Below are 25,414 nucleotides of genomic sequence, written 5' to 3'. Positions count from 1 at the left end.
TTTTCATTAAATATTTAGTTAAGGAGAATCACGTATCATGAAACGAGTAATTACTTATGGTACATATGATTTATTACATTATGGACACATTGAATTATTAAGAAGAGCACGTGAAATGGGAGATTATCTTATCGTGGCTTTATCTACTGATGAATTCAACCAAGTGAAAAATAAAAAATCATATTATGACTATAACCAACGTAAAATGATGTTAGAATCAATCCGTTATGTAGACCTAGTTATACCAGAAGATGGTTGGGGTCAAAAAGAAATTGATGTTGAACGTTTCGATGTCGATGTTTTCGTTATGGGACACGATTGGGAAGGTGAATTTGATTTCTTAAAAGATAAATGTGAAGTGATTTATCTTAACCGTACAGAAGGTATTTCTACAACAAAAATCAAACAAGAATTATATGGAAAAGACGCTAAATAATTTCCTATATAATAAAAAGGACGATTGTCATGGCATTTAGCCAAGACGTCGTCCTTCTTTTTATTTTTTACGAATAGCTTGAAGAATAAGGTGAATTACGATGGCTAGGACAATAACTATACCTAAACCAAAAAGTATTGCAATGATAGGGTGTGTCTTCCATGTACTTTTAGCAACTGTTGTCGCTTCGTGTACAATCGGTTTATGCACTGATACTGAAGGTGAACCATCTTGTTTTGTTATGAATTGACGGTCATAGTCAGCATGTACTTTTCCATTTTTGATTACTAATTTATAATCTTTTTTAGAAAAGTCTTTTGGTAATACATCATAAAGATCTTTTTCTACATAATATGTTTTACCGTTAATTTTTTGTTTTCCTTTTGATAATATTTTTTCATATTTGTATTGATTATATGAACGCTCCATAAGTGCGTTACCCATCATATTTCGTTGTTTTTCTCCGCCTACATGTTTATAGTCCCCAGCACCTAAAATGACTTGATTAATTCTAAAACCATGGCGATTGGTAGTAATTGTATGGTTGTAATCTGCTGTATCACTTGAACCCGTTTTTAAACCATCTGTTCCTGGTAAGCTCATATCAGCACCATCTAATGAATGATTAAATGTATAGTACGTCACACCGTGTGTCGTTGGTGATAGTTGTTTTGTGAAATGTAATATTTTAGGTGTATCTTTAATAACATGTTGATCTAAAATAGCATAATCACGAGCAGTTGTTGTATTATTCTCAGTATCTTTATATTTGGAAGGTGCAAAACTTTTTAAACGTGAATTCTCAGCTCCTGTTGGATTAACATAATGGGTGTCATTCATTCCAAGTTCTTTGGCTTTTTTATTCATTAAATCAGTAAAATCATTTACATTTCCTGATACTTGTTCACCTAAAATTAAAGCAGCCGCATTACTTGAATTGGATACAGTAATTTGAAGTAAATCTGCAATAGTCCATTTCTGACCTGGATAAAGTTTGGTATTACTTAATTCTGGAAGTGTAGACATTTGATATTCGCGATTAGTCATTTTTACTTCATCATTTAGTGATAGTTTTTTATCTTTTACCGCTTCTAAAGTGAGATACATCGTCATCAATTTAGTCATAGAAGCGGGATACCATTTTTTGTCTTTATTATATTCATATAAAATTTGTCCATTTTGACTAACATTAATAGCACTTTCAGGTTGATATACTTCGGTTACATTGTATCCACCTTCGTTTGCAGCTTGAACTGGAGTAATATCATTATTCTCTGCATTAGCAAAAGGTGTTATAATGTGTATTGCGAAGAACATAGTTATAATGAGTATAAAGATTTTTTTCATGATTTCTTTCCTTTATCTGTTATTTTCGACTAACATATTTTATCATACACATTATTTAAGAGGTATATGTATGATTTAAAATTTTTGATATTTGATTATAATTGATAAAGACTGATTATTTGGGATGTCAGAATGTTTTAGTAAGATTGAGCAAAATTTGAAATATGAATTTTAATAGAAGAGGTATTATTATGAAACAAACTAACCCTTTATTCTTTTTATTTAAACGGCTCACTTGGCCAATTGGGTTAATCATAGCGGCAGTTATTATTACTTCATTAGGAAGTTTGAGCGGATTATTAGTTCCTCTATTTACTGGGAGATTAGTAGATAAATTCTCAGTAAGCACTATGAACTGGAATCTCGTAGCCATTTTTGGTGGTATTTTCTTACTTAACGCTATTTTAAGTGGTGTAGGATTATATTTACTAAGTAAAATTGGTGAAAAGATGATTTATGATATCCGTTCATTATTATGGGAACATATCATTCAATTAAAAATGCCATTTTTTGATAAGAACGAAAGTGGTCAACTGATGAGTCGTTTAACAGACGACACAAAGGTGATAAATGAATTTATATCTCAAAAGCTACCTAATTTATTACCTTCTGTATTAACTTTATTAGGATCATTGGTTATGTTATTTATCATGGATTGGAAAATGACGTTATTAACATTTATTACAATTCCGATTTTTGTACTTATTATGATTCCTTTAGGTAAAGTAATGCAGAGAATTTCAACTAATACACAAACTGAAATTGCTAACTTTAGTGGTTTACTTGGTCGTGTATTAACTGAAATGAGATTAGTTAAAGTGTCTAATACGGAAAGGCTCGAATTAGACAACGCTCATACTAATTTAAATGAAATTTATCGATTAGGTTTAAAACAAGCTAAAATTTCTGCTGTTGTACAACCTATTTCTGGTGTAGTGATGTTGTTAACAATCGCTATTATTCTTGGCTTTGGTGCATTAGAAATCGCGACAGGCGCTATTACTGCCGGAACTTTAATTGCGATGATTTTTTACGTAATACAATTATCTATGCCTCTAATCAATCTATCAACATTAATTACAGATTATAAAAAAGCTGTCGGAGCAAGTCATCGTATTTATGAAATTATGCAAGAACCTATCGAACCAACTGAAGCTCTAGAAGAATCAAAAGATATTGAAATCCATGATGGCGAAATTTCGTTTGATAATGTCAATTTCAAATATGATGTAAAACCTATCTTAGACAACGTTTCATTTAATATTCCTCAAGGGCAGGTAAGTGCATTTGTAGGGCCTTCAGGTTCTGGTAAGAGTACCATTTTTAATTTAATTGAACGCATGTATGACATAGAAAGTGGTGACATTACTTATAATGGAACTAGTATTTTTGATATTCCATTATCTAAATGGCGTACAAAAATTGGTTATGTTATGCAATCTAATTCTATGATGAGTGGTACTATAAGAGACAATATTTTATATGGTGTGAATCGCACTGTAACTGATGAGGAACTTACAAAATACGCCAAATTAGCGAACTGTCATGAATTTATTATGCAGTTTGATGAAGGATATGATACGTTGGTTGGTGAACGAGGACTTAAGCTATCTGGTGGTCAAAGACAACGTATTGATATTGCACGTAGTTTTGTTAAAAATCCAGATATTCTCTTGCTTGATGAGGCTACAGCTAATTTAGATAGTGAGAGCGAGTTGAAAATTCAAGAAGCTTTAGAAACATTGATGGAAGGTCGTACAACAATTGTTATTGCACATAGACTTTCTACAATTAAAAAAGCGGGCCAAATTATCTTTATTGATAAAGGTCAAGTGACAGGTAAAGGTACACATAGTGAATTAATGACATCACATGAAAAATATAAACACTTTGTCACATCTCAGAAGCTTGCTGATTAAGATTAATGAGGCTGGGACATAAATCCTAGAAAAATAGCCAGTAAATGAGTTTATCCAAAAAACTCATTTACTGGCTTCTTTATTTATAATACTTCGTATTATCGGCTCGCTTTCATAGGGGACAGCTTCAGCCTGTAGTCTTCAGCTTGTCCTGTTCCCTCAAGAGTCTCGCCATATATACTACGTATTTATACATTGAAAAACACCTTGAAAAAATAAGGACCTTTCGTGTAATTTAATAAACATCATTAAACTAAATTAAAGAAATTCCGTATGTATAAAAATTTTTATATGACTCAACTTACACTACTATTGGAAACTTCAGTTCTTATTCCTACAAATAATATGTCACGATGTGTTAATAAAATTCAAGTTGATAATGAAAATACTTATTTTAAGTCAATTTTACAAATGGTATAATAAATTCAATAATCTATACTCTGTTTTGGGAGTGACAATTCACTTTGTCATAGAGTTATACATATTTAATAAGTTGTTACTTTAGCAAAAAACGTTTTTTGGAAAATTAAATAAATAGGTGGGTGTCAGATGTTTTTATTGATTAATATCATTGGGTTAATTGTTTTCCTTGGTATAGCAGTATTATTTTCAAGATCACGAAAAAATATACAATGGAAATCAATTATTATTTTAGTCGTATTGAACTTATTCCTAGCTTGGTTCTTTATATACTTCCCATGGGGGAAAACTGGAATTAAAGCAGCAGCAAATGGAATTTCCTGGGTTATACAATCAGCAAATGAAGGCACAGGATTTGCATTTAATAGTTTTGTTTCTAATAAACAAATGGATATGGCAGTAAGTGCTTTATTCCCGATTCTTTTAATTGTACCGCTGTTCGATATATTAATGTATTTTAATATCCTTCCAAAATTAATCGGTGCAATTGGTTGGTTACTCGCTAAAATTACACGTCAACCTAAATTCGAATCATTCTTTGGAATTGAGATGATGTTTTTAGGTAATACTGAAGCATTAGCTGTGTCTAATGAACAATTGAAACGTATGAGTGAAGTGCGTGTCTTAACTGTAGCTATGATGTCAATGAGTTCAGTCTCAGGTGCGATTGTTGGTGCATATGTTCAAATGATTCCTGGTGAATTAGTATTGACTGCTATTCCTTTAAACATTGTGAATGCAATTATCGTTGCATCAATTCTTAATCCAGTTACTGTGGATGAAAAAGAAGATATTATTTACAGTATTAAAAATGATGAAATTGAAAAACAACCTTTCTTTTCTTTCCTAGGTGATTCTGTATTAGCAGCAGGAAAGTTAGTATTAATTATCATTGCTTTTGTCATTAGTTTCGTAGCATTAGCTGATTTAGCCGATCGTCTTATTAATTTAATTACTGGTGGTATTGGTCATTTAATGGGATTAAAAGGTAGCTTTGGTTTAAACCAAATTCTAGGTGTATTTATGTATCCATTTGCATTATTACTTGGACTTCCTTTTGATGAAGCTTGGTTAGTTGCACAACAAATGGCGAAAAAAATCGTTACAAACGAATTTGTAGTTATGGGTGAAGTGTCTAAAACGATTAACACACTTTCACCACATCATAAAGCAGTCATTTCAACATTTTTAGTTTCATTTGCTAACTTCTCCACAATTGGTATGATTATCGGTACGTTAAAAGGTATCGTAGACAAGAAAACGTCAGATTTTGTATCAAAATATGTTCCTATGATGTTATTAGCAGGTATTTTAGTTTCATTATTAACAGCTGCATTCGTAGGTTTATTTGCTTGGTAAGATAAATTGATAACACCTCCTATTTTGGGATGACTTTCCAAAATGGGAGGTGTATTTTATATCAAATAAAATAAGGAATCATGATAAAAGCCAAGTATAGTAAGTGAGGACACACTTCTTATACTTGGCTTTTATGGGAAATGAATATTAATGTACTTGTAACGGTAAGGACTAGGTACTGTTACAGTACTTCGAGCAAAATTTGTTTTGTTACTATAAACAACACAAAGGAGATAACTTCTTTACTAAAGAAGTTAATGTAAGTATAACAAAGAAATAGTGAAAAGTAAATTAAAAATTCTGAAAATTTAAAATTTAGTTAACACACTCATCTCAGTAATTAAAATGAAGTTTCTTACTTTTAAAAATTATGGTTTTAAACATAAAATACTCAAAATACGAATTATTTAAAGAAGCGGTGTTGTAGGAGGATATGTGCGTGTGCTAACATTTTGTTAATCATAAAAAAAAATAATAATAGGGATGTGGTTGCTTGAAGAGATTAGTAAGAGATTTAATCTTAGTTATAGTTGGATCATTTATTTTTTCAGCAGGCGTCAATGCATTTATCATTTCTGGTAATTTAGGTGAAGGTGGCGTTACTGGTTTAGCTATTGTTTTATATTATGCTTTCCATTTATCTCCAGCCATAGTTAACTTTGTAGTTAATGCAGTTTTAATTGTTGTAGGATATAAGTTTTTAAGTAAACGTAGTATGTATTTGACCATTGTAGCAACTGTCCTAATTTCTGTATTCCTAAGTTTAACTGATTCTTGGCATATTGAAACAGGCAATGTCATTGTCAATGCAGTTTTTGGTGGCTCATGTGTTGGTTTAGGTATTGGAGTAATTGTTTTAGCTGGAGGAACTACGGCTGGAACAACAATTTTAGCTAGAATTGCACATAAATATTTAGATGTGAGTACACCTTATGCTTTATTATTTTTCGATTTAATTGTAGTAGTGATTTCTTTAACTGTTATTTCAATAGATCGTGCACTAGTTACAGTTATTTCACTTTATATAGGTACTAAGGTCATGGAATATGTAATAGAAGGTTTAAATACTAAGAAAGCGATGACGATTATTTCAAGTAAACCAGAAGAAGTGGCTAAAGCGATTGACGAACAAGTTGGTCGTGGATTAACTATTTTAAATGGACATGGATATTATACTCGAGAAGAGAAAGATGTACTTTATGTAGTTATTACTAAGACACAAGTATCACGTGCTAAAAAAATCATTAGAAATATTGATCATCAAGCATTCCTTGTTATTCATGATGTGAGAGATGTGTATGGAAATGGATTCTTGATAGACGAATAAAAAAGTATTTATAAGACCGCTTTAAGTCATTCTAGTTAACTTAAAGTGGTTTTTTTAATTGACAATTTATAATAAATCATGAATTTATTAGTCAAAAAATAGTGGAAATGTTATAATAACCATTATGATAATGATTATCAATTACATTGATATTAAAAATATAAAAGTACAGTTATCTTTTCTGAATATAAAGTAATTTTTTAGAAAGTAGGGGAATTATGAGTCGTTTAAATGGTGAACAAGTAACAATTGGTTATGGCGATACGACTATTATAAATAATCTAGATGTTGAGATTCCTGATGGTAAAGTGACATCAATTATAGGACCAAATGGTTGTGGAAAGTCTACTTTATTAAAAGCACTCTCTCGTTTACTATCCGTAAAAGATGGATCAATTAATTTAGATGGAGAAAGTATTCATTCCCAATCTACGAAAGAAATCGCTAAAAAAATAGCGATTTTACCACAATCACCAGAAGTTGCTGATGGTTTAACAGTAGGCGAATTGGTTTCATATGGCCGATTTCCACATCAAAAAGGCTTTGGTCGTTTATCTGAAGAAGATAAAAAAGAAATTAATTGGGCATTGGATGTTACTGGAACATCAGAATTTAGACATCGTTCAATCAATGACTTAAGTGGTGGTCAAAGACAGCGTGTGTGGATTGCAATGGCTTTAGCACAACGTACTGATATTATCTTCTTAGATGAGCCAACAACTTATTTAGATATCTCTCATCAATTAGAAATATTAGAATTGGTTCAAAAATTAAATGAAGAACAAGGTTGTACCATTATTATGGTGTTACATGATATTAACCAAGCTATCCGTTTCTCAGACCATCTTATTGCTATGAAAAAAGGAGAAATTATAGCTAATGGGGAAACTAATGAAATACTAACTAAAGACATTTTAGAGCAAGTGTTTAACATTGATGTTGTATTAAGTGAAGATCCTAGAACAGGTAAACCACTATTAGTTACTTATGACTTATGTAATAAATCATACTCATCATAAAAAGTAATAGATAAATATAAATCATATAGAAAAGGTATGAATATAATGTCAAATCCAAGCAAAAAGGGCAATGTTAAATTTATCTCTTATTTAATAGGTGGAATAATAGTGCTAGCAATAGCGCTATTTTTATCTATTTTATATGGTGATGCCAAAATTAATATTCCAACTATAATAGATGCAATTTTCAACTATAATCCAAAAAACCAACAACACAATGTAATAAGTGAAATTAGAATACCTAGAGATTTAGGTGCTATATTAGTAGGTATGGCTTTATCCGTTGCAGGTGCAGTTATTCAAGGCGTAACGAAAAATAGTTTGGCAGATCCAAGTTTAATTGGATTAAACTCTGGCGCTTCATTCGGATTAGCACTGACATATGCCTTTTATCCAGAAGCTCCTTTTACATTACTAATGATTGCAGGATTTCTTGGTGCATTATTAGGTGGAACAATTGTATTAATGATTGGCCGTTCAAGAAAAGACGGATTTAATCCTATGCGTATTATTTTAGCTGGTGCAGCTGTAAGTGCTATGTTAACTGCGTTAAGTCAAGGTGTAGCACTCATATTTAGATTAAACCAATCTCTTACATTTTGGAGTGCCGGTGGTGTATCAGGTACAACATGGTCTCAAATTATATGGACTGCGCCTATCATTATAATTGCGTTACTTATTATTCTTACGATGAGTAAACAATTAACGATATTAAACTTGGGAGAATCTTTAGCTAAAGGTTTAGGACAAAATGTAACAGTAATTCGTGTTGTGATATTAGTTTTATCAATGATACTTGCTGGTGTTGCTGTTTCAATGGTAGGACAAATTGCATTTGTAGGTTTAATGGTGCCACATATTGTTAGATTTTTAATTGGAACAGATTATGCTAAAGTGTTACCTTTGACTGCTTTATTAGGTGGTATTTTAATGTTAGTAGCTGATATGTTAGCAAGATATTTAGGTGGCGCGCCTGTAGGTGCAATTATTTCATTTATTGGCGTTCCTTACTTCTTATATTTAGTTAAAAGAGGGGGACGTTCTATATGATAGACAGTAAGTTAAGACGCAAACAAATCATCACGTTTATTACGTTTGTAATATTAGTCTTTTTAGCTTGTACGTGGAGCGTAGCCTCCGGTGAATATAATATACCAGTAAGTAAATTCTTTAAAATATTGACTGGTCAGGGCGACTATACAGATACACTCATTTTGGTGGATTTTAGACTGCCCCGAATGTTGATTACTATTCTAGCAGGAGCTGCTTTAAGTATGAGTGGCGCAATTGTTCAAAGTGTCACGAAAAATCCAATAGCTGAACCAGGTATCTTAGGTATTAATGCTGGTGGTGGTTTTGCTATTGCCTTATTTATTACGATAGGACAAATAAAACCTGACAATTTTGTCTATGTATTACCCCTTATTAGTGTCATAGGTGGTGTAGCAACTGCGTTAGTTATATTTATGTTTAGTATTAATCAGCGAAATGGTGTCACACCTTCAAGTATGGTATTAATTGGTGTAGGTATGCAAACCGCATTATATGGTGGTTCAATCACTTTAATGTCAAAATTTGATGAAGATCAATCTGAATTTATTGCTACATGGTTTGCAGGTAATATATGGGGAGATGAATGGATATTCGTCGCTGCCTTTTTACCATGGATTATTGTGATATTACCTTATTTATTTTATAAATCTAATGAACTTAATATTATTAATACACACGAACATGTAGCTAAAGGATTAGGCGTTAAAGTGGGCAAAGAACGTATGGTGTTATTCTTTGTTGCAGTCGTACTTTCCTCAGTAGCTGTTGCAGTGGCTGGTTCTATATCATTTATTGGATTAATGGGACCACACATAGCTAAACGAATCGTTGGTCCACGTCATCAATTATTTTTACCAATAGCAGTACTAGTTGGCGCATTCCTATTAGTATTCTCAGATACTTTTGGTAAAGTTATTTTAGAACCAACTGGCGTACCAGCGGGTATTATAGTCGCTATTATTGGAGCACCTTATTTCTTATATCTTATGTATAAAACTAAAAGTGTATAAATTGTGTGAAAAAGAGTGAAGTCTTTAGGAGGCTTCGCTCTTTTGTTATGTATATTGTTAACGTTTTCTAAAAGGGTTGATTTATAATAGACATGAATGACAAAGGAGGGCTAACAATGAAGAAACTAATTAAAGATAAACAAGACTTTTTAAGTGATATGCTTGATGGATTTTTAATTGCACATCCTGAGCTAGATATTATTGAAGATACAATCATTGTTAAAAAAGATAAAAAGACATCAGGTGTAGCACTCGTTTCAGGTGGAGGGAGCGGTCATGAACCTGCACATGCTGGATATGTTGCACAAGGTATGCTTGATGCTGCGGTATGTGGTGAGGTATTTACTTCTCCAACGCCAGATAAAATTTTAGAAGCTATTAAATATGTTGATACTGGTGATGGCGTATTATTAATTGTTAAAAATTATGCTGGAGATGTAATGAATTTTGAAATGGCTCAAGAAATGGCCGAAATGGAAGATATTAATGTAGATATGGTTGTTGTTAAGGATGATATTGCTGTATCTGATGTAGAACAGCGTCGTGGAGTTGCTGGTACAGTCTTCATTCATAAATATGCGGGTTATTTATCAGAGAATGGCGAGTCGTTAGCGGATATTAAATCTAAAGTTGAAAATATATTACCTACTATTAAAAGTATTGGAATGGCATTAACACCACCAATGGTACCAACAACTGGTAAATATGGATTTGATATAAATGAAAATGATATTGAAATTGGTATTGGTATTCATGGTGAAAAAGGACTACATCGTCAAAAAATGGAGTCTATTGATGACATTGTGAAGCATTTAGGTGATGCATTGTTAAAAGAAGTTGAGACTGAGAATGTTATCGTAATGGTCAATGGTATGGGTGGCACACCATTGTCTGAACTGAACATTACAACGTCATATATCAAAAAATACTTTGAGGCTCAAAATGTAAATGTGAAACATTGGTATGTGGGAGATTATATGACATCATTAGATATGCAAGGATTTTCAATCACAATCGTACCTTATTCTGAAAAACTCCTAGAAGCATTACTTGCACCAACGACTAGTCGATATTTTAACGCTTAATCAATAAAAAATAACAAGGAGGGCTAATAATGGATATTAATACAACGAAACAACACTTATTAGAATTAGAAAATACGTTTAAAGAACAAGAAGATACATTAACAGAACTTGATAGAGCTATTGGTGATGGAGACCATGGTGTAAATATGTTAAGAGGATTCGAAAATTTAAAAGATAAAGTAGACGACAGTTCAATGAAAAATTTATTTAAATCTACTGGCATGACACTAATGTCCAATATTGGCGGTGCCTCAGGGCCCTTATACGGGTTTAGTTTTGTTAAAATGGCAGAAGTCGTTAGTGATGATATTGACCACGATAACTTAGTAACTTTACTTGAAACATTTACCGAAGCTATCGCTAAACGTGGCAAGGTTGAACTAAACGAAAAGACAATGTATGATGTTGTAGCACGAACATTCGAAGCGGTTAAAGCAGACGAAAAAGTTAATTTAGAGCGACTACAAAGTTTTGCAGACGAGACTATTGATATGGTTGCAACAAAGGGACGTGCTTCATATTATAAAGAGGCTTCTAAAGGATATATGGATCCGGGCGCACAAAGTATGGTTTATGTTTTAAATGCATTAATAGGAGATGAAAGATAATGACGACAATTGTAATCATTAGTCATAGTGAAGCTATAGCTAATGGCACTAAAGCATTATTACAACAAATGGCATCAGATGTTAATGTAGTAGCTAATGGTGGTGTAAATGGAGATATTGGTACATCTTTTGATACAGTACAGCAATTAATTAATGGACTAGAAGAAGATGCATTATGCTTTTATGATATTGGATCATCAGAAATGAATATTGATATGGCTATAGATATGTATGATGGGCCATATAAAATTGTTAAAGTAGACGCGCCAATAGTAGAAGGAAGTTTTACAGCAGCAGTTAAATTATCAATAGGTGGAAGTATGTCTGATGCTCTTGATGAAGTAAAACAAACATCATTTTAAATGAAATTATCATTTATTAAGTTGAATTTTATTTTTTGAAATGAAAGTTAAGATTATATGTGATATGATTAATATTAAATGTACGATAAAATCTGGCTAATAGGAGGACATTGCCATGCAACATCTTATAAAAAAACATGTATTGAATGGCGAGTTTGATTTAGTAAGACAATTAATGTCCGAAACAGATTTTATGGAATTTGAAGAAGCATATATTTCAAGTGCACATGAAGTAGAAAGTATGATGTTCTATACTTGTATTTTAGATATGATGAAAGTGGAAGAAACACCTGAAATGCACGATTTAGCATTTTTACTTCTTGTTTATCCACTTAGTGACTATGAAGGTGCTTTACACTCTGCATATTATCATGCAGATTCATCCATAAAACTTACTGACGGAAATGAAGTTAAAAGCTTATTACAAATGCTGTTACTACATGCAATTCCAGAGCCCGTTATTTCTGATAAAAAGGCTTTTGATATAGCTAAACGAATTCTTAAATTAGATCCAAACAATAATGTAGCTCGTAACGTATTAAAAGATACAGCGAAACGCATGGACAACGTAGTAGTTGATATTAATGAGTTAAATCAACATCGAGATGCGCGTTAAAAATCTAATATTTTGACTTATTTTTGTAAATACCATTGAATTGTGTAAAATCAATTCAGTGGTTTTTTTAATAGTAAATAAATTGATTGAATGTTTAGAAAATTTAAAATTTGAATTTAGTGAATATCCGAAAATGCTTGATATCAAAGTCTAAATTGGGAATTTAAGCTATTTTTAGCTACATGGATTGGGTTGCAATTAAAAAGCAGTACGTTATAATTCAACGTGTGTAAAATGAAGGAGGTTATTTTTTCATGGGGCTGAATAAAGAAGCTGTCAAAATTGGTTTCGCCTATGTCGGCATAGTAGTCGGCGCAGGATTTTCAACCGGTCAAGAAGTAATGCAATTCTTCACACCATATGGCTTATGGTCATATATTGGTGTATTATTATCAGGTTTAATTTTAGGTTTTATAGGTAGACAAGTAGCTAAAATAGGTACGGCTTTTGAAGCTACAAACCATGAATCAACGCTACAATATGTTTTCGGTGAAAAATTCAGTAAAATATTTGATTATATTCTTGTGTTCTTTTTATTTGGAATTGCCGTTACAATGATTGCTGGTTCAGGTTCAACATTCCAGGAAAGCTTTCATATTCCTGTTTGGCTAGGTGCTTTGATAATGACAGTTGTCATTTACGGCACACTATTACTTGATTTCGATAAAATTGTAAGAGCTCTAGGAATTGTTACTCCATTTTTAATTGTAATAGTAGTATTAGTAGCAGTGTATTATTTATTTAATGGTTCAGTGCCATTAAGTGATGTTAATCAAACAGTAGATAAACCAAGTGTTATATTTGGTATTTTAAAAGGTATCCAATACGGAGGACTCGCCTTCGCGGTAGGATTTAGTACAGTTGTTGCTATTGGCGGTGATGCATCTAAACGAAAAGTATCAGGTGCTGGAGCATTATTCGGTGGTATTGTATACACAATCTTACTTGCATTGATTAATTTTGCATTACAAGCAGAATATCCAAAAATTAAAGATGCTGCGATACCTACATTAAACTTAGCGAATGCAATTAATCCTTGGATTGGTTTAGTATTAACTATTATTATGCTAGCTGTAATGTACAATACAATCTTAGGTTTATGTTATTCATTTGCTGCACGATTCACAGAACCATATAGTAAGAAATATCATCTATTTATTATTATCATGATGATTGCTGCTTATATTTTAAGTTTCGTAGGATTTGCAGACTTAATTAATTATTTATACAACATCATGGGAATTGTTGGTTTATTTATAGTTGTTGCAGTGCTTGTAAAATATTATAAACGTAAAAGTGATGATAAAGATCATATTGCTTAATTATAAAAAAGTAAATGCACTTTACAATTGAATATGATTGATTTAACCTTAAAAGCAATTCATCTTATTCAATTAAAGATGAATTGCTTTTTTTAAATAAAGTTAAGATTTTAATTTATAATATAAGTAAAGTTTTATGAGGGGACAATCAATCATGAAGGCAAAACATAAATGGTTGTTTATTACGATATGTGTTATTTTAATCGTTAGTGTTTGTATAGGACTACTATTAAAAAAACATTATGATCAAGAACATAATCACCAAAATAAAGAAAAAGTCCAAATAAATAATAAAAATGTTAAATTATTGCAAAATATTTCATACGGCCAAGGTGTTCCAAATAGTAAATTGGATATTATTATGCCATCAGACATGAGTAAAGATAGTAAATTACCTGTTATTTTTTGGATGCACGGTGGTGGCTTTATTGCAGGAGATAAACAATATAAAAATCCTTTATTATCTAAAATTGCTGAACAAGGTTATATTGTTGTCAACGTCAATTACGCTTTAGCACCACAATATAAATATCCAACACCAATTGAACAAATGAATAAGGCTGTTAAATTTATCAAAACTAATGAACATGATTTACCAATTGATTTTGATCAAGTGATTATTGGCGGTGATTCAGCTGGTGCACAATTAACTAGTCAATATGTTGCAATGCAAACAAACAAATCATTAAGAGATGAAATGAAATTTGAACCAGAATTCAAACCTTCACAAATTAAAGCAGCGATATTCTTTGGTGGTTTCTATGATATGAAAACTGTAAAAGCGACAGAATTTCCGAGAATACAATTATTTATGAGAAGTTATACTGGTATGACAAATTGGGAAAGTAATTTTAAAAATTTATCTCAAATGTCCACAATAAATCAAGTGACTAATAAATATCCACCAACTTTCTTATCTGTAGGAGATGCAGATCCTTTTTATAGTCAAAATATTGATTTTTATAAAAAACTTAAAGAAAAAGATGTACCAGTAGATACATTATTTTATAATGGGTCTCACCATTTACATCATCAATACCAATTTCATTTAGAAAAACCTGAGTCAAAAGAAAATATTAAGCGCGTCTTATTATTTTTAAGTAGAAATACTTCTTCTTCAGGTGTTGAACGTAACAATGAATCAAACACAAATGGAAACAATAATATAAACCAAGATGTTCAATTAGATCCATTTAGTGAATAGTTATTATAATGAAAATACCGTTAAAACACTTGAAATATGTGTTTTAACGGTATTTTCTATACATGATGGAATTTTACTTTACGTTGTTTAAATACATTTTATGATAATATTTAATATACAGAGATTAGCATTAATTTAAAATTTTGGCCATCACATATTCATTGTAATATTTATTATTAATAAATAACTTATCCTTTAATTCGCCTTCAATTTGGAACCCAGTACTTTTAAACAAATTGACTGCACTATCGTTTTCTGTCACAACAGTAGCTTCGATACGGCGGATATTGTGGTTGAGTGACCAAGCTTCAATTGCATTAATTAAAGCTTGTCCAACACCATGTTGTTGATAAAGTTTTTTAACACCTAAATAGATGATAGCTTCATGGCGTGTTCGTTCATATGTTTCTGTTCCTACAAATGCATAGCCAACAAGTTGTTCATCACTTTCAGCAACATAAATGGCTTTAGATGAAGAAGTAATATAATCTTCTAATCTTTTAATAACTTCAGAAGTAGTAGGTGCGTATTCACCAGGGTTGTAGAAAGTAAATTCAGATTCATCATAAATTTTGGTAAGTAATTCAATAAAATTGTCTACGTCTTTTATACTAATTTCACGAATAGCGTGAGGCATGAAAACACTCCTATATTCATTTAAGTTTCGATTACTTCTATATTATAATATAAATAAGTTAAGATTGCTTTAAATCGTGCAATAATACAGTTGGAGTGTAGATTATACACAAGGGAGTTAAAATATGAAACCAAAAGTACTTTTAGCAGGCGGAACAGGATATATTGGGAAACATTTAAGTTCAGTTATTGAAGAAGATGCTGAATTATATGTATTGTCCAAGTATCCTAAACCAGAACATGAAGCTACGACAAATATGACTTGGCTACAAAGTGATATTTTTAATTATCAAGATGTGGTTGAATCTATGAAAAATATTGATATAGCTATTTTTTATTTAGATCCAACTAAAAACTCTGCAAAATTGACACAAGCGACGGCGCGAGATTTGAATTTAATTGCTGCTGACAATTTTGGAAGGGCAGCAGCAGTAAATCAAGTTAAAAAGCTAGTATATATACCAGGAAGTCGTAATGATAATCAAACGATTGAACGTTTGGGTGCATATGGTGTGCCTGTTGAACGTACACAATTAGAAATAAAACGTCCACATATTAATGTTGAGTTACAAGTTTCAAAGTATGATGATGTCAGAACTGCGACGAAAATAGTGCTTCCTAAAAAATGGACGCTCAATCAAGTTGTAGAATACTTTTTTAATTGGCTTGATAAAACGAGAGGTACAATTGTAAAGACTTATAAAAGTAATGATTATTATTATATTTATGTTAAAAATAAAAATAAGCCTTTAGCTATATTAAAAAGAATGATTACTGAAAAAGATTTAATTACACTGCAATTAGTTGGTGGAAGATTAGTTAAATCGAATGCGAAGAAACAAGGGAAATTAGAGTTCCGTCTATTAAAAGGTAATGCAATTGTTTTAGTACATCTATTTGATTACATTCCGAAAATGTTTTGGCCTGTGTATTATTTTGTACAAGCACCATTACAAGGAATGATGATGCGTGGATTTGAAGTAGATTGTCGTATCAAACATTTCCAAGGACGTATTCAATCAGGAGAAAAAATCAAATATACAAAATAATTAGGTGATTCGTATGCAAATTTTATTAGTTGAAGATGATAACACACTGTTTCAAGAATTGAAAAAAGAATTAGAGCAATGGGATTTTAATGTTGTAGGGATAGATGATTTCAGCAATGTTATGGATACTTTTGAAGCATTTAATCCTGAGATAGTAATATTAGACGTACAATTACCGAAATATGATGGTTTTTATTGGTGTAGAAAAATGAGACAAGTATCTAACGTGCCCATTTTATTTTTATCATCTCGTGATAATCCAATGGACCAAGTCATGAGTATGGAATTAGGTGCAGATGATTATATCCAAAAACCATTTTATACTAATGTGCTGATTGCTAAATTACAAGCTGTTTATCGCAGAGTGTATGAATTTGGGGTTGAAGAAAAACGTACTTTAAACTGGCAAGATGCTACCGTTGATTTATCGAAAGATAGTATTCAAAAAGGGGATAAAGTCATTTTCTTATCTAAAACTGAAATGATTATCTTAGAAATGTTAGTTAACAAAAGAAATCAAATTGTCTCACGAGATACATTGATTACTGCTTTATGGGACGATGAAGCCTTTGTTAGTGATAACACATTAACTGTTAATGTAAATAGATTAAGAAAGAAGCTATCAGAAATAGGGATGGATAGTGCTATTGAAACCAAAGTAGGTAAAGGGTATATGGCTCATGAATAACTTTAAATGGTTTTGGTTGTTTTTTAAATCACGTATAAATTGGATTATATGGATTGTATTTATCAATCTTGTTATGCTAGGCATTTCATATATCGATTATGATATTTCTGCTGATAGTGTATGGTATATTGTGGTGCTTAATTTAGGTATGAGTATCATATTTATTATCATTACTTTCTTTAAAGAATCGAGATTGACGAAGCATTTTGAAAAGAACAAAGAAATTGAAGAAATTAAACATAAAGACTTGGCTGAAACACCATTCCAACAACAAATAGTAGATTATTTATATCGTAATATTACTACTCAAAAGGATAAGGTTTTAGAACAACAAGTACAAATCAATAATCACGAACAAAGTATAACTGAATTTGTTCATGATATTAAAACACCTGTTACAGCATTGAAATTAATCATCGACCAAGAACAAGATGCTCAACGTAAACAAGCATTATTATATGAATGGTCGCGTATCAATGAAATGTTAGATAAACAATTATATTTAACACGTTTAGAAACACAAAATAAAGATATGTATTTTGACTACGTTTCTTTAAAAAGAATGGTTATTGACGAAATTCAACTAACACGACATATTAGCCAGATAAAAGGTATAGGTTTTGAATTGAATTTTACTGATGATTTTAACGTTTATACAGATTTGAAATGGTGCCGAATGATGATAAGACAAATCTTATCTAATTCACTGAAATATAGTGAAAATAATATGATTGAAATAAGCGGTAAATTAACTGATAACCATATTACACTAGAAATTAAAGATCATGGACGTGGCATTAGCCAAAAAGATTTGCCTCGTATCTTTGATAGAGGTTATACGTCCACGGCTAATAGAAATGAGACGACGTCATCAGGCATGGGGCTATATTTAGTGGATAGTGTTAAATCACAATTAGGTATTGAAATTAAAGTAGATTCTGTTGTAGGTAAAGGAACTACATTTAGTCTCATATTCCCACAACAAAATGAAGTCATTGAACGCATGTCTGAAGTGACAACATTGTCATTTTAAGCATGCGTTTTGTTATTCATTATTAGTACATTTGTAATAAGGAATCGTTATAATATAAAAGTGAAAATATAAAAGAGGTCGGGGCAAAATCCTGCTTTTGGGTCGTCGTTAATCAAGTTTCCCAGAGCACAAGAACTTTATGTTTCAACCTCATTGCAATGTGATTGAGCAGTGATTATTAGGAGTGTTAACGTGACAATATTAGAAGTAAATCAATTAACTAAAATATATGGAAATCAACATTCTTCTCAAGAAATACTACATGATATTAATTTGTCAGTTGATAAGGGCGAATTTATATCGATTATGGGTCCTTCAGGCTCTGGCAAGACAACGCTATTGAATGTACTTAGCTCTATAGATTATGCTACACAAGGATCAATAAAATTAAATGGTCAAGCGTTGGATAAATTATCTAATAAAGATTTATCTAATATACGTAAAAAGGAAATAGGTTTTATTTTCCAAGATTATAATATCTTACATACATTAACAGTAAAAGAGAATATTATGCTACCGCTATCTGTTAAGAAAATACCCAAACAAGAAATGAAGGAACGGTATGAAAAAGTTGTAGAAGCTTTAAATATTAAGGATATTAGTGATAAATATCCTTCTGAACTTTCAGGCGGTCAAATTCAAAGAACTTCTGCAGCAAGAGCGTTTATTACAAATCCTTCCATTATATTTGCTGATGAGCCAACAGGAGCGTTAGATTCAAAAAGTACGCAAGACTTATTAAAAAGATTAACTAAGATGAATGAATTATTTAATACAACAATTATTATGGTTACACATGATCCTGTAGCCGCAAGTTATTCGAATCGTGTAGTGATGTTAAAAGATGGAAGGATATTCACAGAAATATTCCAAGGTGAAGATAATAAACAGACATTTTATAATGAGATTATTAGAACACAAAGTGTGCTTGGTGGAGTGAATTATGACCTTTAAAGAAATTGTTTTTAAAAATTTCCAACAAAAATTTTCACATTATGCGATTTATTTATTTTCATTAGTAATTAGCGTAGTCCTTTATTTTAGTTTTATCACTTTAAAATATGCACATCATTTATATGGAAAACAAAATTATCCAATTATTAAAGAAGGATCGCAAATAGGTAGTTATTTTCTTTTTGTACTGATTATCGTATTTATTTTATATGCGAATCTATTGTTTTTAAAGCGACGTGGACGTGAATTTGCGTTGTTTCAAACGATTGGTCTTTCTAGATTTAATATTATGCAAATGATTATGATAGAACAGTTGCTTATATTTATAACTACTTCTATTTTAGGTATTATTATAGGAATCTTTGGATCAAAAATATTGTTAATGATTGTATTAAGATTACTTGGAATTAATATCACCGTATCAATTATCTTTAGTGTATCGGCTATAATACAAGCACTTCTATTAATTTTAGTTGCGTACATATTGACTGTTAGTCAAAGTTATCTTTATATAAGAAGACGTTCCATTACAGAATTAGCTTCAAATATGACAAAGCGAGAAATTAATCACAATCAGTTTACTATTGGTGATTTAATTTTAGGGATACTAGGTATCATTATGATTTTGTTTGGTTATTATCTATCTACCAGAGTTGTAGAACATTTTAATGGCTTAATTCAACCATTTGTTATTCTAATTTGTACCGTCATTGGTGCATATTTCTTCTATAGAAGTACAGTTTCGTTAATTTTTAAAGCAATTAAAAAGATAAGACAAGATACTGTAAGTATTCATGATGTTATGTTTACTGCTCCAATTATGTATCGTATTAAGAAAAATGCATTTTCTCTTACAGTTATGACTATTATTTCTGCAATAACAGTATCTGTATTGTGTTTTGCAGCTATCAGTAGAGGTACGTTAACGAATGAAGTATTACTAAATTCTCCACATGATGTTACGTTAAAAGATAAAGATAAGGCTAATGAGTTAGCTTATGAGTTAAATAATAAAAATATTAAACATTTTTACAACTATAAGGAAGTTGTATACAGCAAATTATTTAAAGACAAATTGTTCGAAAAAGGGATTGCTAAACCTTATGAAGTAGCAGTAACGAGTGATAAATATATACCTAATGTTGAAGTATCTAAAGGATATACTGATATTATTGCACCTGAAGGTAAAGTCAGCGATATGATGAAATACAAAAAACATGGTGTAACCAAGTTAGGTACAAAACAACACTCGATAAAAGTTAAATTATACAAAGAAATTAATCAAATATATTTCATGAGTGATGTAGACTTAGGTGGACCAACTTTAGTTTTGAATGATAAAGACTACCAGTATTTAAGAAATCATACTGAAGCAAAAGATATTGTATCCCAATACGGTTTTGATATTAAGCATAAAAAAGATATGCCGGAATTACAAAATGCTGTTAAAAATGTGGATAAGAATATTGAAACTAGAAGTGAAGCTGCAAGTGAAATTTCAAGCTTAACAGGAGTATTATTATTTGTTACATCATTTTTAGGGGTTACTTTTTTAATTGCTGCCGGATGTATTATCTATATTAAACAAATAGATGAAACTGAAGATGAAATAGAAAATTATTCGATATTACGGAAATTAGGTTTTACTTATCAAGATATGGCAAAAGGTTTAAAACTTAAAGTATTCTTCAACTTTGCTTTACCTTTAGTGATTGCATTATTACATGCTTACTTTGCTTCTCTAGCATTTATGACATTATTAGGTTCTACAAACCAAACACCAATTTTTATTGTCATGGCAGTATATACAGCTATTTATGCTATATTTGCATTGGCAGCATATAACCATTCAAAAAGAACAATCAGGCATTCAATATAGAATATAAAAAAGGATTTCATTAACACCGTTTATAAGACGCTGTATGAATTCCTTTTTATATAATAATTAATATTGCTATTGAGGTATTTGTTCACTTACAATCGTTTGTTCATTTAAATCAATGTATGAACAAGTACCTGCATTAATATCAATATCCCATTTATATATACCAGCTTGTGCCATTTCTTCACAAAAAGTAGGGAAATCTGTATCCCCATTTTGGTGACGTTTAAGTATATCTTTGACGCTACTAGAATGAGAAGACGTTGCCACATCATGTGTCGCTTTAACACCATTTGTAGTAATCGTTTGTTTCTCGGTATTAACATATGTTGATGTACCTTGTTGAATGTTAACGATGTTTGTTGTCATCCCCATATCTTTAAAAGCTTTAAATAGCTTTGGAAAATCTGGTCCAGTATATTTACTATGTGCATCTTGAATCGCTTTTAATGTAAATTCCATTTTAGTCTCCTTTGGTTAAGTATTGTTATTATAAAATGGTAGGAATATAATAGCAAAATTTATGATCCATAATTAGTTCATGGAAAATAATTGAAAGTCATCATATAAAACGTTAAATTATAAAGTGGAATTGTCATTATACCCGTTTTGGGCATAATGAAGAAGGTATGTAAAATTTTAATTGCGTATTTGTTAAGAATTTGTAAATTGAATTGTAGTTATGTAAATTTTGTGATATTTTCAAGTAGGAACAAAACGCAATTTATTTGAACGCAAACATCATTGCTTATAACTATGATTTACAAAATATTTACATAATGAAAAAGTGAATCTCCTTTTTTCTGAAAATTGTAAATGTGTTCCACATATCTTATGGAGTAAAAATTTATGAATGTGATTGGTAACAATCGCTCAAATGGAGGATTTTGAATGTTTAGTAAGAAAAAAGATAAGTTCATGGTTCAGTTAGAGGAAATGGTTTTCAATCTTGACCGTGCTGCAATCGAGTTTGGAAAAATGGATTTCAACACACACTTAGATTTAAAAGCATATTCTGACAATATCAAAACTTACGAATCTCATGGTGACGAATTAATGCATCAAGTGATTACTGATTTAAACCAGACTTTTATCACGCCAATTGAACGTGAAGATATTTTATCTTTATGTAACGCAATTGATGATGTATTAGATGCTATGGAAGAAACTTCAGGAATGTTTGAAATGTATTCAATTGAATATACAGATGAATTCATGGCTGAATTTGTTGATAATATTCAAAAAGCAGTAGCAGAAATGAAACTTGCTGTAGGTTTATTAGTAGATAAAAAATTATCTCACATGCGTATTCACTCAATTAATATTAAAGAGTTTGAAACGAACTGTGACGGTATCTTAAGACAGTCTATAAAACATATCTTCAATAGTGAGACAGATCCAATCACATTAATTAAAATAAAAGATATTTATCAAAGCATGGAAGAAATTGCAGATAAATGCCAAACAGTCGCGAATAATTTTGAAACTATAATCATGAAAAATAGCTAAGGGAGTCCTCACTTATGGAATATATTTTAATCGTCACGATAGCTATAGTTATATTTTCATTAATATTTGACTTTATCAATGGTTTCCATGATACAGCCAATGCTGTAGCTACTGCCGTATCTACCAGAGCATTAACTCCAAGAACAGCCATTTTATTAGCGGCAGTCATGAACTTTATTGGTGCGTTAACATTTACTGGGGTTGCTGGTACAATCACTAAAGATATCGTTGACCCATTTAAATTACAACATGGGTTAGTCGTTGTTTTAGCAGCTATTATCGCAGCAATTGCATGGAACTTAATTACTTGGTTATATGGTATTCCAAGTTCATCATCACACGCATTAATCGGTTCAATTGCAGGTGCAGCGATTGCATCTGAAGGATCATTTGGAGTATTACATTATCAAGGATTTACTAAAATTATTATTGTATTAATTGTGTCTCCAGTTATTGCATTTTGTGTTGGTTTTATTATGTACTCAATTGTTAAAGTAGTATTTAAAAACGCTAACTTAACACGTACTAATCGTAACTTTAGATTTCTTCAAATATTTACAGCAGCGTTACAATCATTTTCACATGGTACAAATGACGCTCAGAAATCAATGGGTATTATTACGTTAGCTTTAATCGTTGCTAATATCCAAAATGGTTCTAATGTTGAACCAGCATTATGGGTTAAAATGGCATGTGCTACAGCAATGGGTCTTGGTACTGCAATAGGTGGTTGGAAAATCATCAAAACTGTTGGTGGTAACATTATGAAAATTAGACCAGCTAATGGTGCAGCAGCTGACTTATCATCTGCCTTAACTATTTTCGTAGCATCATCATTACATTTCCCACTTTCAACAACACACGTTGTTTCTTCATCAATCTTAGGTGTTGGTGCTTCAAACCGTGCAAAAGGTGTTAGATGGAGCACAGCGCAACGTATGATAATTACTTGGGTAATAACATTACCAATTTCAGCTATATTAGCTGCGATTGTATACTTTATTATGCATTTCTTCTTAAAATAATATATAACATAGCGATATAAATCAGAAGGTTGGGATAATCATTAAAATATTTCCAACCTTCTTTTTTGTATACTTGAAAACTACCTATTGAATTAAAATAGTTGAATAGATACTTATAATTTTTAAGAGGTTAGGACAAATGGTATTAGATTTAGAGAAGAAATGAATGATGATTAAGAACTAATATTTATACTATGGGGTAGTAGTTCTTACAAAATGATTTATTCAACGTGGATATTTGTGATGTTTCTTAAATATTGTCGAATTGAGAAGTATGCTCAACTTGCGTTGCTTGCAGCATTTCTCTTTAGAATACTCTATGTTAGGTCTCTTCTAAGGGAACTACTGCTTTTGGAAAACGTTAATTTGATTTCCAAAGCATTAGAACTTTATGTATCAACTTCATAATAATTGTATATCTATTAAGATAAGACAAAAAAACTACCAACAAAAATTAAACTTTGTTGGTAGTTTTATAAATATATATCAATATTTAAGTATTTAATTAATGAATAAATGAATAGCTTGATACTTCTGAAGCTGGAATTGTACGGTAATCTGTATTGTATGGTCCATTAGTATAATTCATTTCTGAAATTAAGATACTACCGTCACCATTAACACGTTCAACATACGCAACATGACCATAAACGCCAGGAACACTTTGCATAATAGCGCCTACTTCAGGTGAATGGTCTACTTGATAACCATCATTAGCTGCATTAGTAGCCCAGTTTTTAGCATCTGACCAGTATGTGCTGATAGGTTTACCGGCTTGAGAACGACGATCGAAGACGTACCAAGTACATTGTCCTTCAGTATATAAGTTTTGGTGATTGAAAGAAGGTGATTGTGTGCTTGTATTGCCTGTAGTAGCAGTAGCACTACCAGATCCAGCACCAGCGCCACCTGCACCTGAACCACCATTAGGAATTTTTAACGTTTGGTTTGGTGTAATTAAATAACCATTTAAGTTATTCGCTGACATTAATTCATTTACTGATACGCCATATTTATTAGCAATAATGTTTAATGATTCGCCAGATTTTACTGTATGTGTTGAAGGTGAACCAGATTGTGAAGAAGTGTTTGAATTAGAGCTTTGAGAAGCACTTCCACCAACTGATATGACTTGTCCAGGGAATACCATATTATTATCTAAATTGTTATTTTGTTTTATACTATCAACAGAAGTATTATATTTCTGAGCAATAGTCCATAATGATTCTCCTGACTGAACTTTATGTTGAGTAGAAGCTTCGGCATCGTGGTGAGAAAGTGCTGCTGCTGCGCCTGAAGCGGCTGTTACTGCAAAGGCTAACTTTTTCAAAGTGACTCCTCCTTAAATTTGCTTTAATTATTAGCATAGAAATGAATGATTACTATGTATAATTGCTTTTTCGTTTTTCACTACGCTACCCATACTAACAAAAATATAGGGCTTTGTGTGGTTTGTTATTATCTTGTAATATTATTAACAATTAGAAATTGAATTATTTTTAAACAATAAATGCTGATACGACAGTTTTGAAGACGATTTTTAAATGAAAA

Annotated in this window: 24 protein-coding genes and 1 pseudogene; 21 read left to right on the top strand and 4 right to left on the bottom strand. The window is 31.2% G+C overall.

What is annotated here, in order from left to right; translation table 11 throughout:
- Positions 1–37: 37 nt before the first annotated feature.
- Positions 38–436 carry a glycerol-3-phosphate cytidylyltransferase gene (gene tagD / locus CD121_RS07050; protein ID WP_002451030.1) on the top strand — a complete coding sequence of 133 codons (399 nt, stop codon included), beginning with the start codon at positions 38–40 and terminating at the stop codon, positions 434–436.
- A gap of 60 nt (positions 437–496) precedes the next feature.
- Here tagD and pbp4 read toward each other — a convergent pair whose 3' ends face one another.
- The gene (gene pbp4 / locus CD121_RS07045; protein WP_126567690.1) at positions 497–1,783 is read right to left on the bottom strand and encodes a penicillin-binding protein PBP4; all 1,287 of its coding nucleotides are present in this window, start codon (positions 1,781–1,783) and stop codon (positions 497–499) included.
- 191 nt (positions 1,784–1,974) lie between these two features.
- On the opposite strand from pbp4, the gene CD121_RS07040 reads away from it, so the two are divergent.
- From CD121_RS07040 to CD121_RS06980, 13 genes and pseudogenes are all read left to right on the top strand, one after another.
- On the top strand, positions 1,975–3,702 hold the full coding sequence (locus CD121_RS07040) for an ABC transporter ATP-binding protein (protein ID WP_017637207.1): 1,728 nt from the start codon (positions 1,975–1,977) through the stop codon (positions 3,700–3,702).
- 44 nt (positions 3,703–3,746) lie between these two features.
- Positions 3,747–3,941 (top strand): annotated as a pseudogene (locus CD121_RS12510) (hypothetical protein).
- Between the two features lie 310 nt (positions 3,942–4,251).
- Entirely contained in the window at positions 4,252–5,481 is a 1,230-nt protein-coding gene (locus tag CD121_RS07030) for a NupC/NupG family nucleoside CNT transporter (protein WP_017637208.1), read from the top strand.
- Positions 5,482–5,974: 493 nt separating this feature from the next.
- The gene (locus tag CD121_RS07025; RefSeq protein ID WP_017637209.1) at positions 5,975–6,808 is read left to right on the top strand and encodes a YitT family protein; all 834 of its coding nucleotides are present in this window, start codon (positions 5,975–5,977) and stop codon (positions 6,806–6,808) included.
- A 218-nt stretch (positions 6,809–7,026) separates the two neighbouring features.
- Complete coding sequence (locus CD121_RS07020; RefSeq protein ID WP_017637210.1) at positions 7,027–7,827, top strand: ABC transporter ATP-binding protein; 801 nt, start codon at positions 7,027–7,029, stop codon at positions 7,825–7,827.
- Between the two features lie 45 nt (positions 7,828–7,872).
- The gene (locus tag CD121_RS07015) at positions 7,873–8,877 is read left to right on the top strand and encodes a FecCD family ABC transporter permease (RefSeq protein WP_026083479.1); all 1,005 of its coding nucleotides are present in this window, start codon (positions 7,873–7,875) and stop codon (positions 8,875–8,877) included.
- Positions 8,874–9,890: a FecCD family ABC transporter permease gene (locus tag CD121_RS07010; RefSeq protein WP_070452581.1), complete on the top strand. Its 1,017-nt coding sequence runs from the start codon at positions 8,874–8,876 to the stop codon at positions 9,888–9,890. The genes CD121_RS07015 and CD121_RS07010 overlap by 4 nt, the downstream gene beginning before the upstream one ends.
- Before the next feature lie 116 nt (positions 9,891–10,006).
- Positions 10,007–10,975: a dihydroxyacetone kinase subunit DhaK gene (gene dhaK, locus CD121_RS07005; RefSeq protein WP_017637213.1), complete on the top strand. Its 969-nt coding sequence runs from the start codon at positions 10,007–10,009 to the stop codon at positions 10,973–10,975.
- Positions 10,976–11,004: 29 nt separating this feature from the next.
- Entirely contained in the window at positions 11,005–11,583 is a 579-nt protein-coding gene (dhaL, locus tag CD121_RS07000; protein ID WP_017637214.1) for a dihydroxyacetone kinase subunit DhaL, read from the top strand.
- Positions 11,583–11,945, top strand: a complete 363-nt coding sequence (gene dhaM, locus CD121_RS06995; protein WP_017637215.1) for a dihydroxyacetone kinase phosphoryl donor subunit DhaM — start codon at positions 11,583–11,585, stop codon at positions 11,943–11,945. The genes dhaL and dhaM overlap by 1 nt, the downstream gene beginning before the upstream one ends.
- A 115-nt stretch (positions 11,946–12,060) precedes the next feature.
- On the top strand, positions 12,061–12,561 hold the full coding sequence (locus CD121_RS06990) for a hypothetical protein (RefSeq protein ID WP_017637216.1): 501 nt from the start codon (positions 12,061–12,063) through the stop codon (positions 12,559–12,561).
- Between the two features lie 254 nt (positions 12,562–12,815).
- Positions 12,816–13,883, top strand: coding sequence for a YkvI family membrane protein (locus tag CD121_RS06985; RefSeq protein WP_108000049.1), 1,068 nt, complete (start codon positions 12,816–12,818; stop codon positions 13,881–13,883).
- 154 nt (positions 13,884–14,037) lie between these two features.
- Positions 14,038–15,087: an alpha/beta hydrolase gene (locus CD121_RS06980; RefSeq protein ID WP_017637218.1), complete on the top strand. Its 1,050-nt coding sequence runs from the start codon at positions 14,038–14,040 to the stop codon at positions 15,085–15,087.
- Positions 15,088–15,217: 130 nt separating this feature from the next.
- Here the strand turns inward: CD121_RS06980 and CD121_RS06975 are convergent, their stop codons facing one another.
- The gene (locus tag CD121_RS06975; protein WP_046466422.1) at positions 15,218–15,724 is read right to left on the bottom strand and encodes a GNAT family N-acetyltransferase; all 507 of its coding nucleotides are present in this window, start codon (positions 15,722–15,724) and stop codon (positions 15,218–15,220) included.
- Positions 15,725–15,848: 124 nt separating this feature from the next.
- Here CD121_RS06975 and CD121_RS06970 point away from each other — a divergent pair, with 124 nt between their 5' ends.
- The 5 genes from CD121_RS06970 to CD121_RS06950 all read left to right on the top strand — a co-directional run bounded on the left by CD121_RS06970 (position 15,849) and on the right by CD121_RS06950 (position 21,326).
- Positions 15,849–16,772 carry an NAD-dependent epimerase/dehydratase family protein gene (locus CD121_RS06970; RefSeq protein ID WP_017637220.1) on the top strand — a complete coding sequence of 308 codons (924 nt, stop codon included), beginning with the start codon at positions 15,849–15,851 and terminating at the stop codon, positions 16,770–16,772.
- A gap of 13 nt (positions 16,773–16,785) precedes the next feature.
- On the top strand, positions 16,786–17,460 hold the full coding sequence (graR, locus tag CD121_RS06965; protein WP_017637221.1) for a response regulator transcription factor GraR/ApsR: 675 nt from the start codon (positions 16,786–16,788) through the stop codon (positions 17,458–17,460).
- Entirely contained in the window at positions 17,453–18,493 is a 1,041-nt protein-coding gene (locus tag CD121_RS06960; protein ID WP_017637222.1) for a sensor histidine kinase, read from the top strand. The genes graR and CD121_RS06960 overlap by 8 nt, the downstream gene beginning before the upstream one ends.
- A 192-nt stretch (positions 18,494–18,685) precedes the next feature.
- Positions 18,686–19,447 carry an ABC transporter ATP-binding protein gene (locus CD121_RS06955; RefSeq protein ID WP_126567689.1) on the top strand — a complete coding sequence of 254 codons (762 nt, stop codon included), beginning with the start codon at positions 18,686–18,688 and terminating at the stop codon, positions 19,445–19,447.
- Positions 19,437–21,326: an FtsX-like permease family protein gene (locus tag CD121_RS06950; RefSeq protein ID WP_029056430.1), complete on the top strand. Its 1,890-nt coding sequence runs from the start codon at positions 19,437–19,439 to the stop codon at positions 21,324–21,326. The genes CD121_RS06955 and CD121_RS06950 overlap by 11 nt, the downstream gene beginning before the upstream one ends.
- A gap of 75 nt (positions 21,327–21,401) precedes the next feature.
- Here CD121_RS06950 and CD121_RS06945 read toward each other — a convergent pair whose 3' ends face one another.
- Positions 21,402–21,791: a DUF1398 domain-containing protein gene (locus CD121_RS06945; protein ID WP_117239528.1), complete on the bottom strand. Its 390-nt coding sequence runs from the start codon at positions 21,789–21,791 to the stop codon at positions 21,402–21,404.
- 429 nt (positions 21,792–22,220) lie between these two features.
- Here CD121_RS06945 and CD121_RS06940 point away from each other — a divergent pair, with 429 nt between their 5' ends.
- On the top strand, positions 22,221–22,838 hold the full coding sequence (locus CD121_RS06940) for a DUF47 domain-containing protein (RefSeq protein ID WP_017637226.1): 618 nt from the start codon (positions 22,221–22,223) through the stop codon (positions 22,836–22,838).
- A 14-nt stretch (positions 22,839–22,852) separates the two neighbouring features.
- Complete coding sequence (locus CD121_RS06935; RefSeq protein WP_017637227.1) at positions 22,853–23,863, top strand: inorganic phosphate transporter; 1,011 nt, start codon at positions 22,853–22,855, stop codon at positions 23,861–23,863.
- A 505-nt stretch (positions 23,864–24,368) separates the two neighbouring features.
- On the opposite strand, the gene CD121_RS06930 is transcribed toward CD121_RS06935, so the two are convergent.
- Entirely contained in the window at positions 24,369–25,193 is an 825-nt protein-coding gene (locus tag CD121_RS06930; RefSeq protein WP_124760804.1) for a LysM peptidoglycan-binding domain-containing protein, read from the bottom strand.
- Between the last annotated feature and the right edge of the window lie 221 nt (positions 25,194–25,414).

It is taken from the genome of Staphylococcus pasteuri (assembly GCF_003970495.1).
Taxonomy (GTDB): Bacteria; Bacillota; Bacilli; order Staphylococcales; family Staphylococcaceae; genus Staphylococcus; species Staphylococcus pasteuri.
Note: the sequence above shows the minus strand (reverse complement) of the source record. Positions and strands in the feature narration are given on the sequence as shown.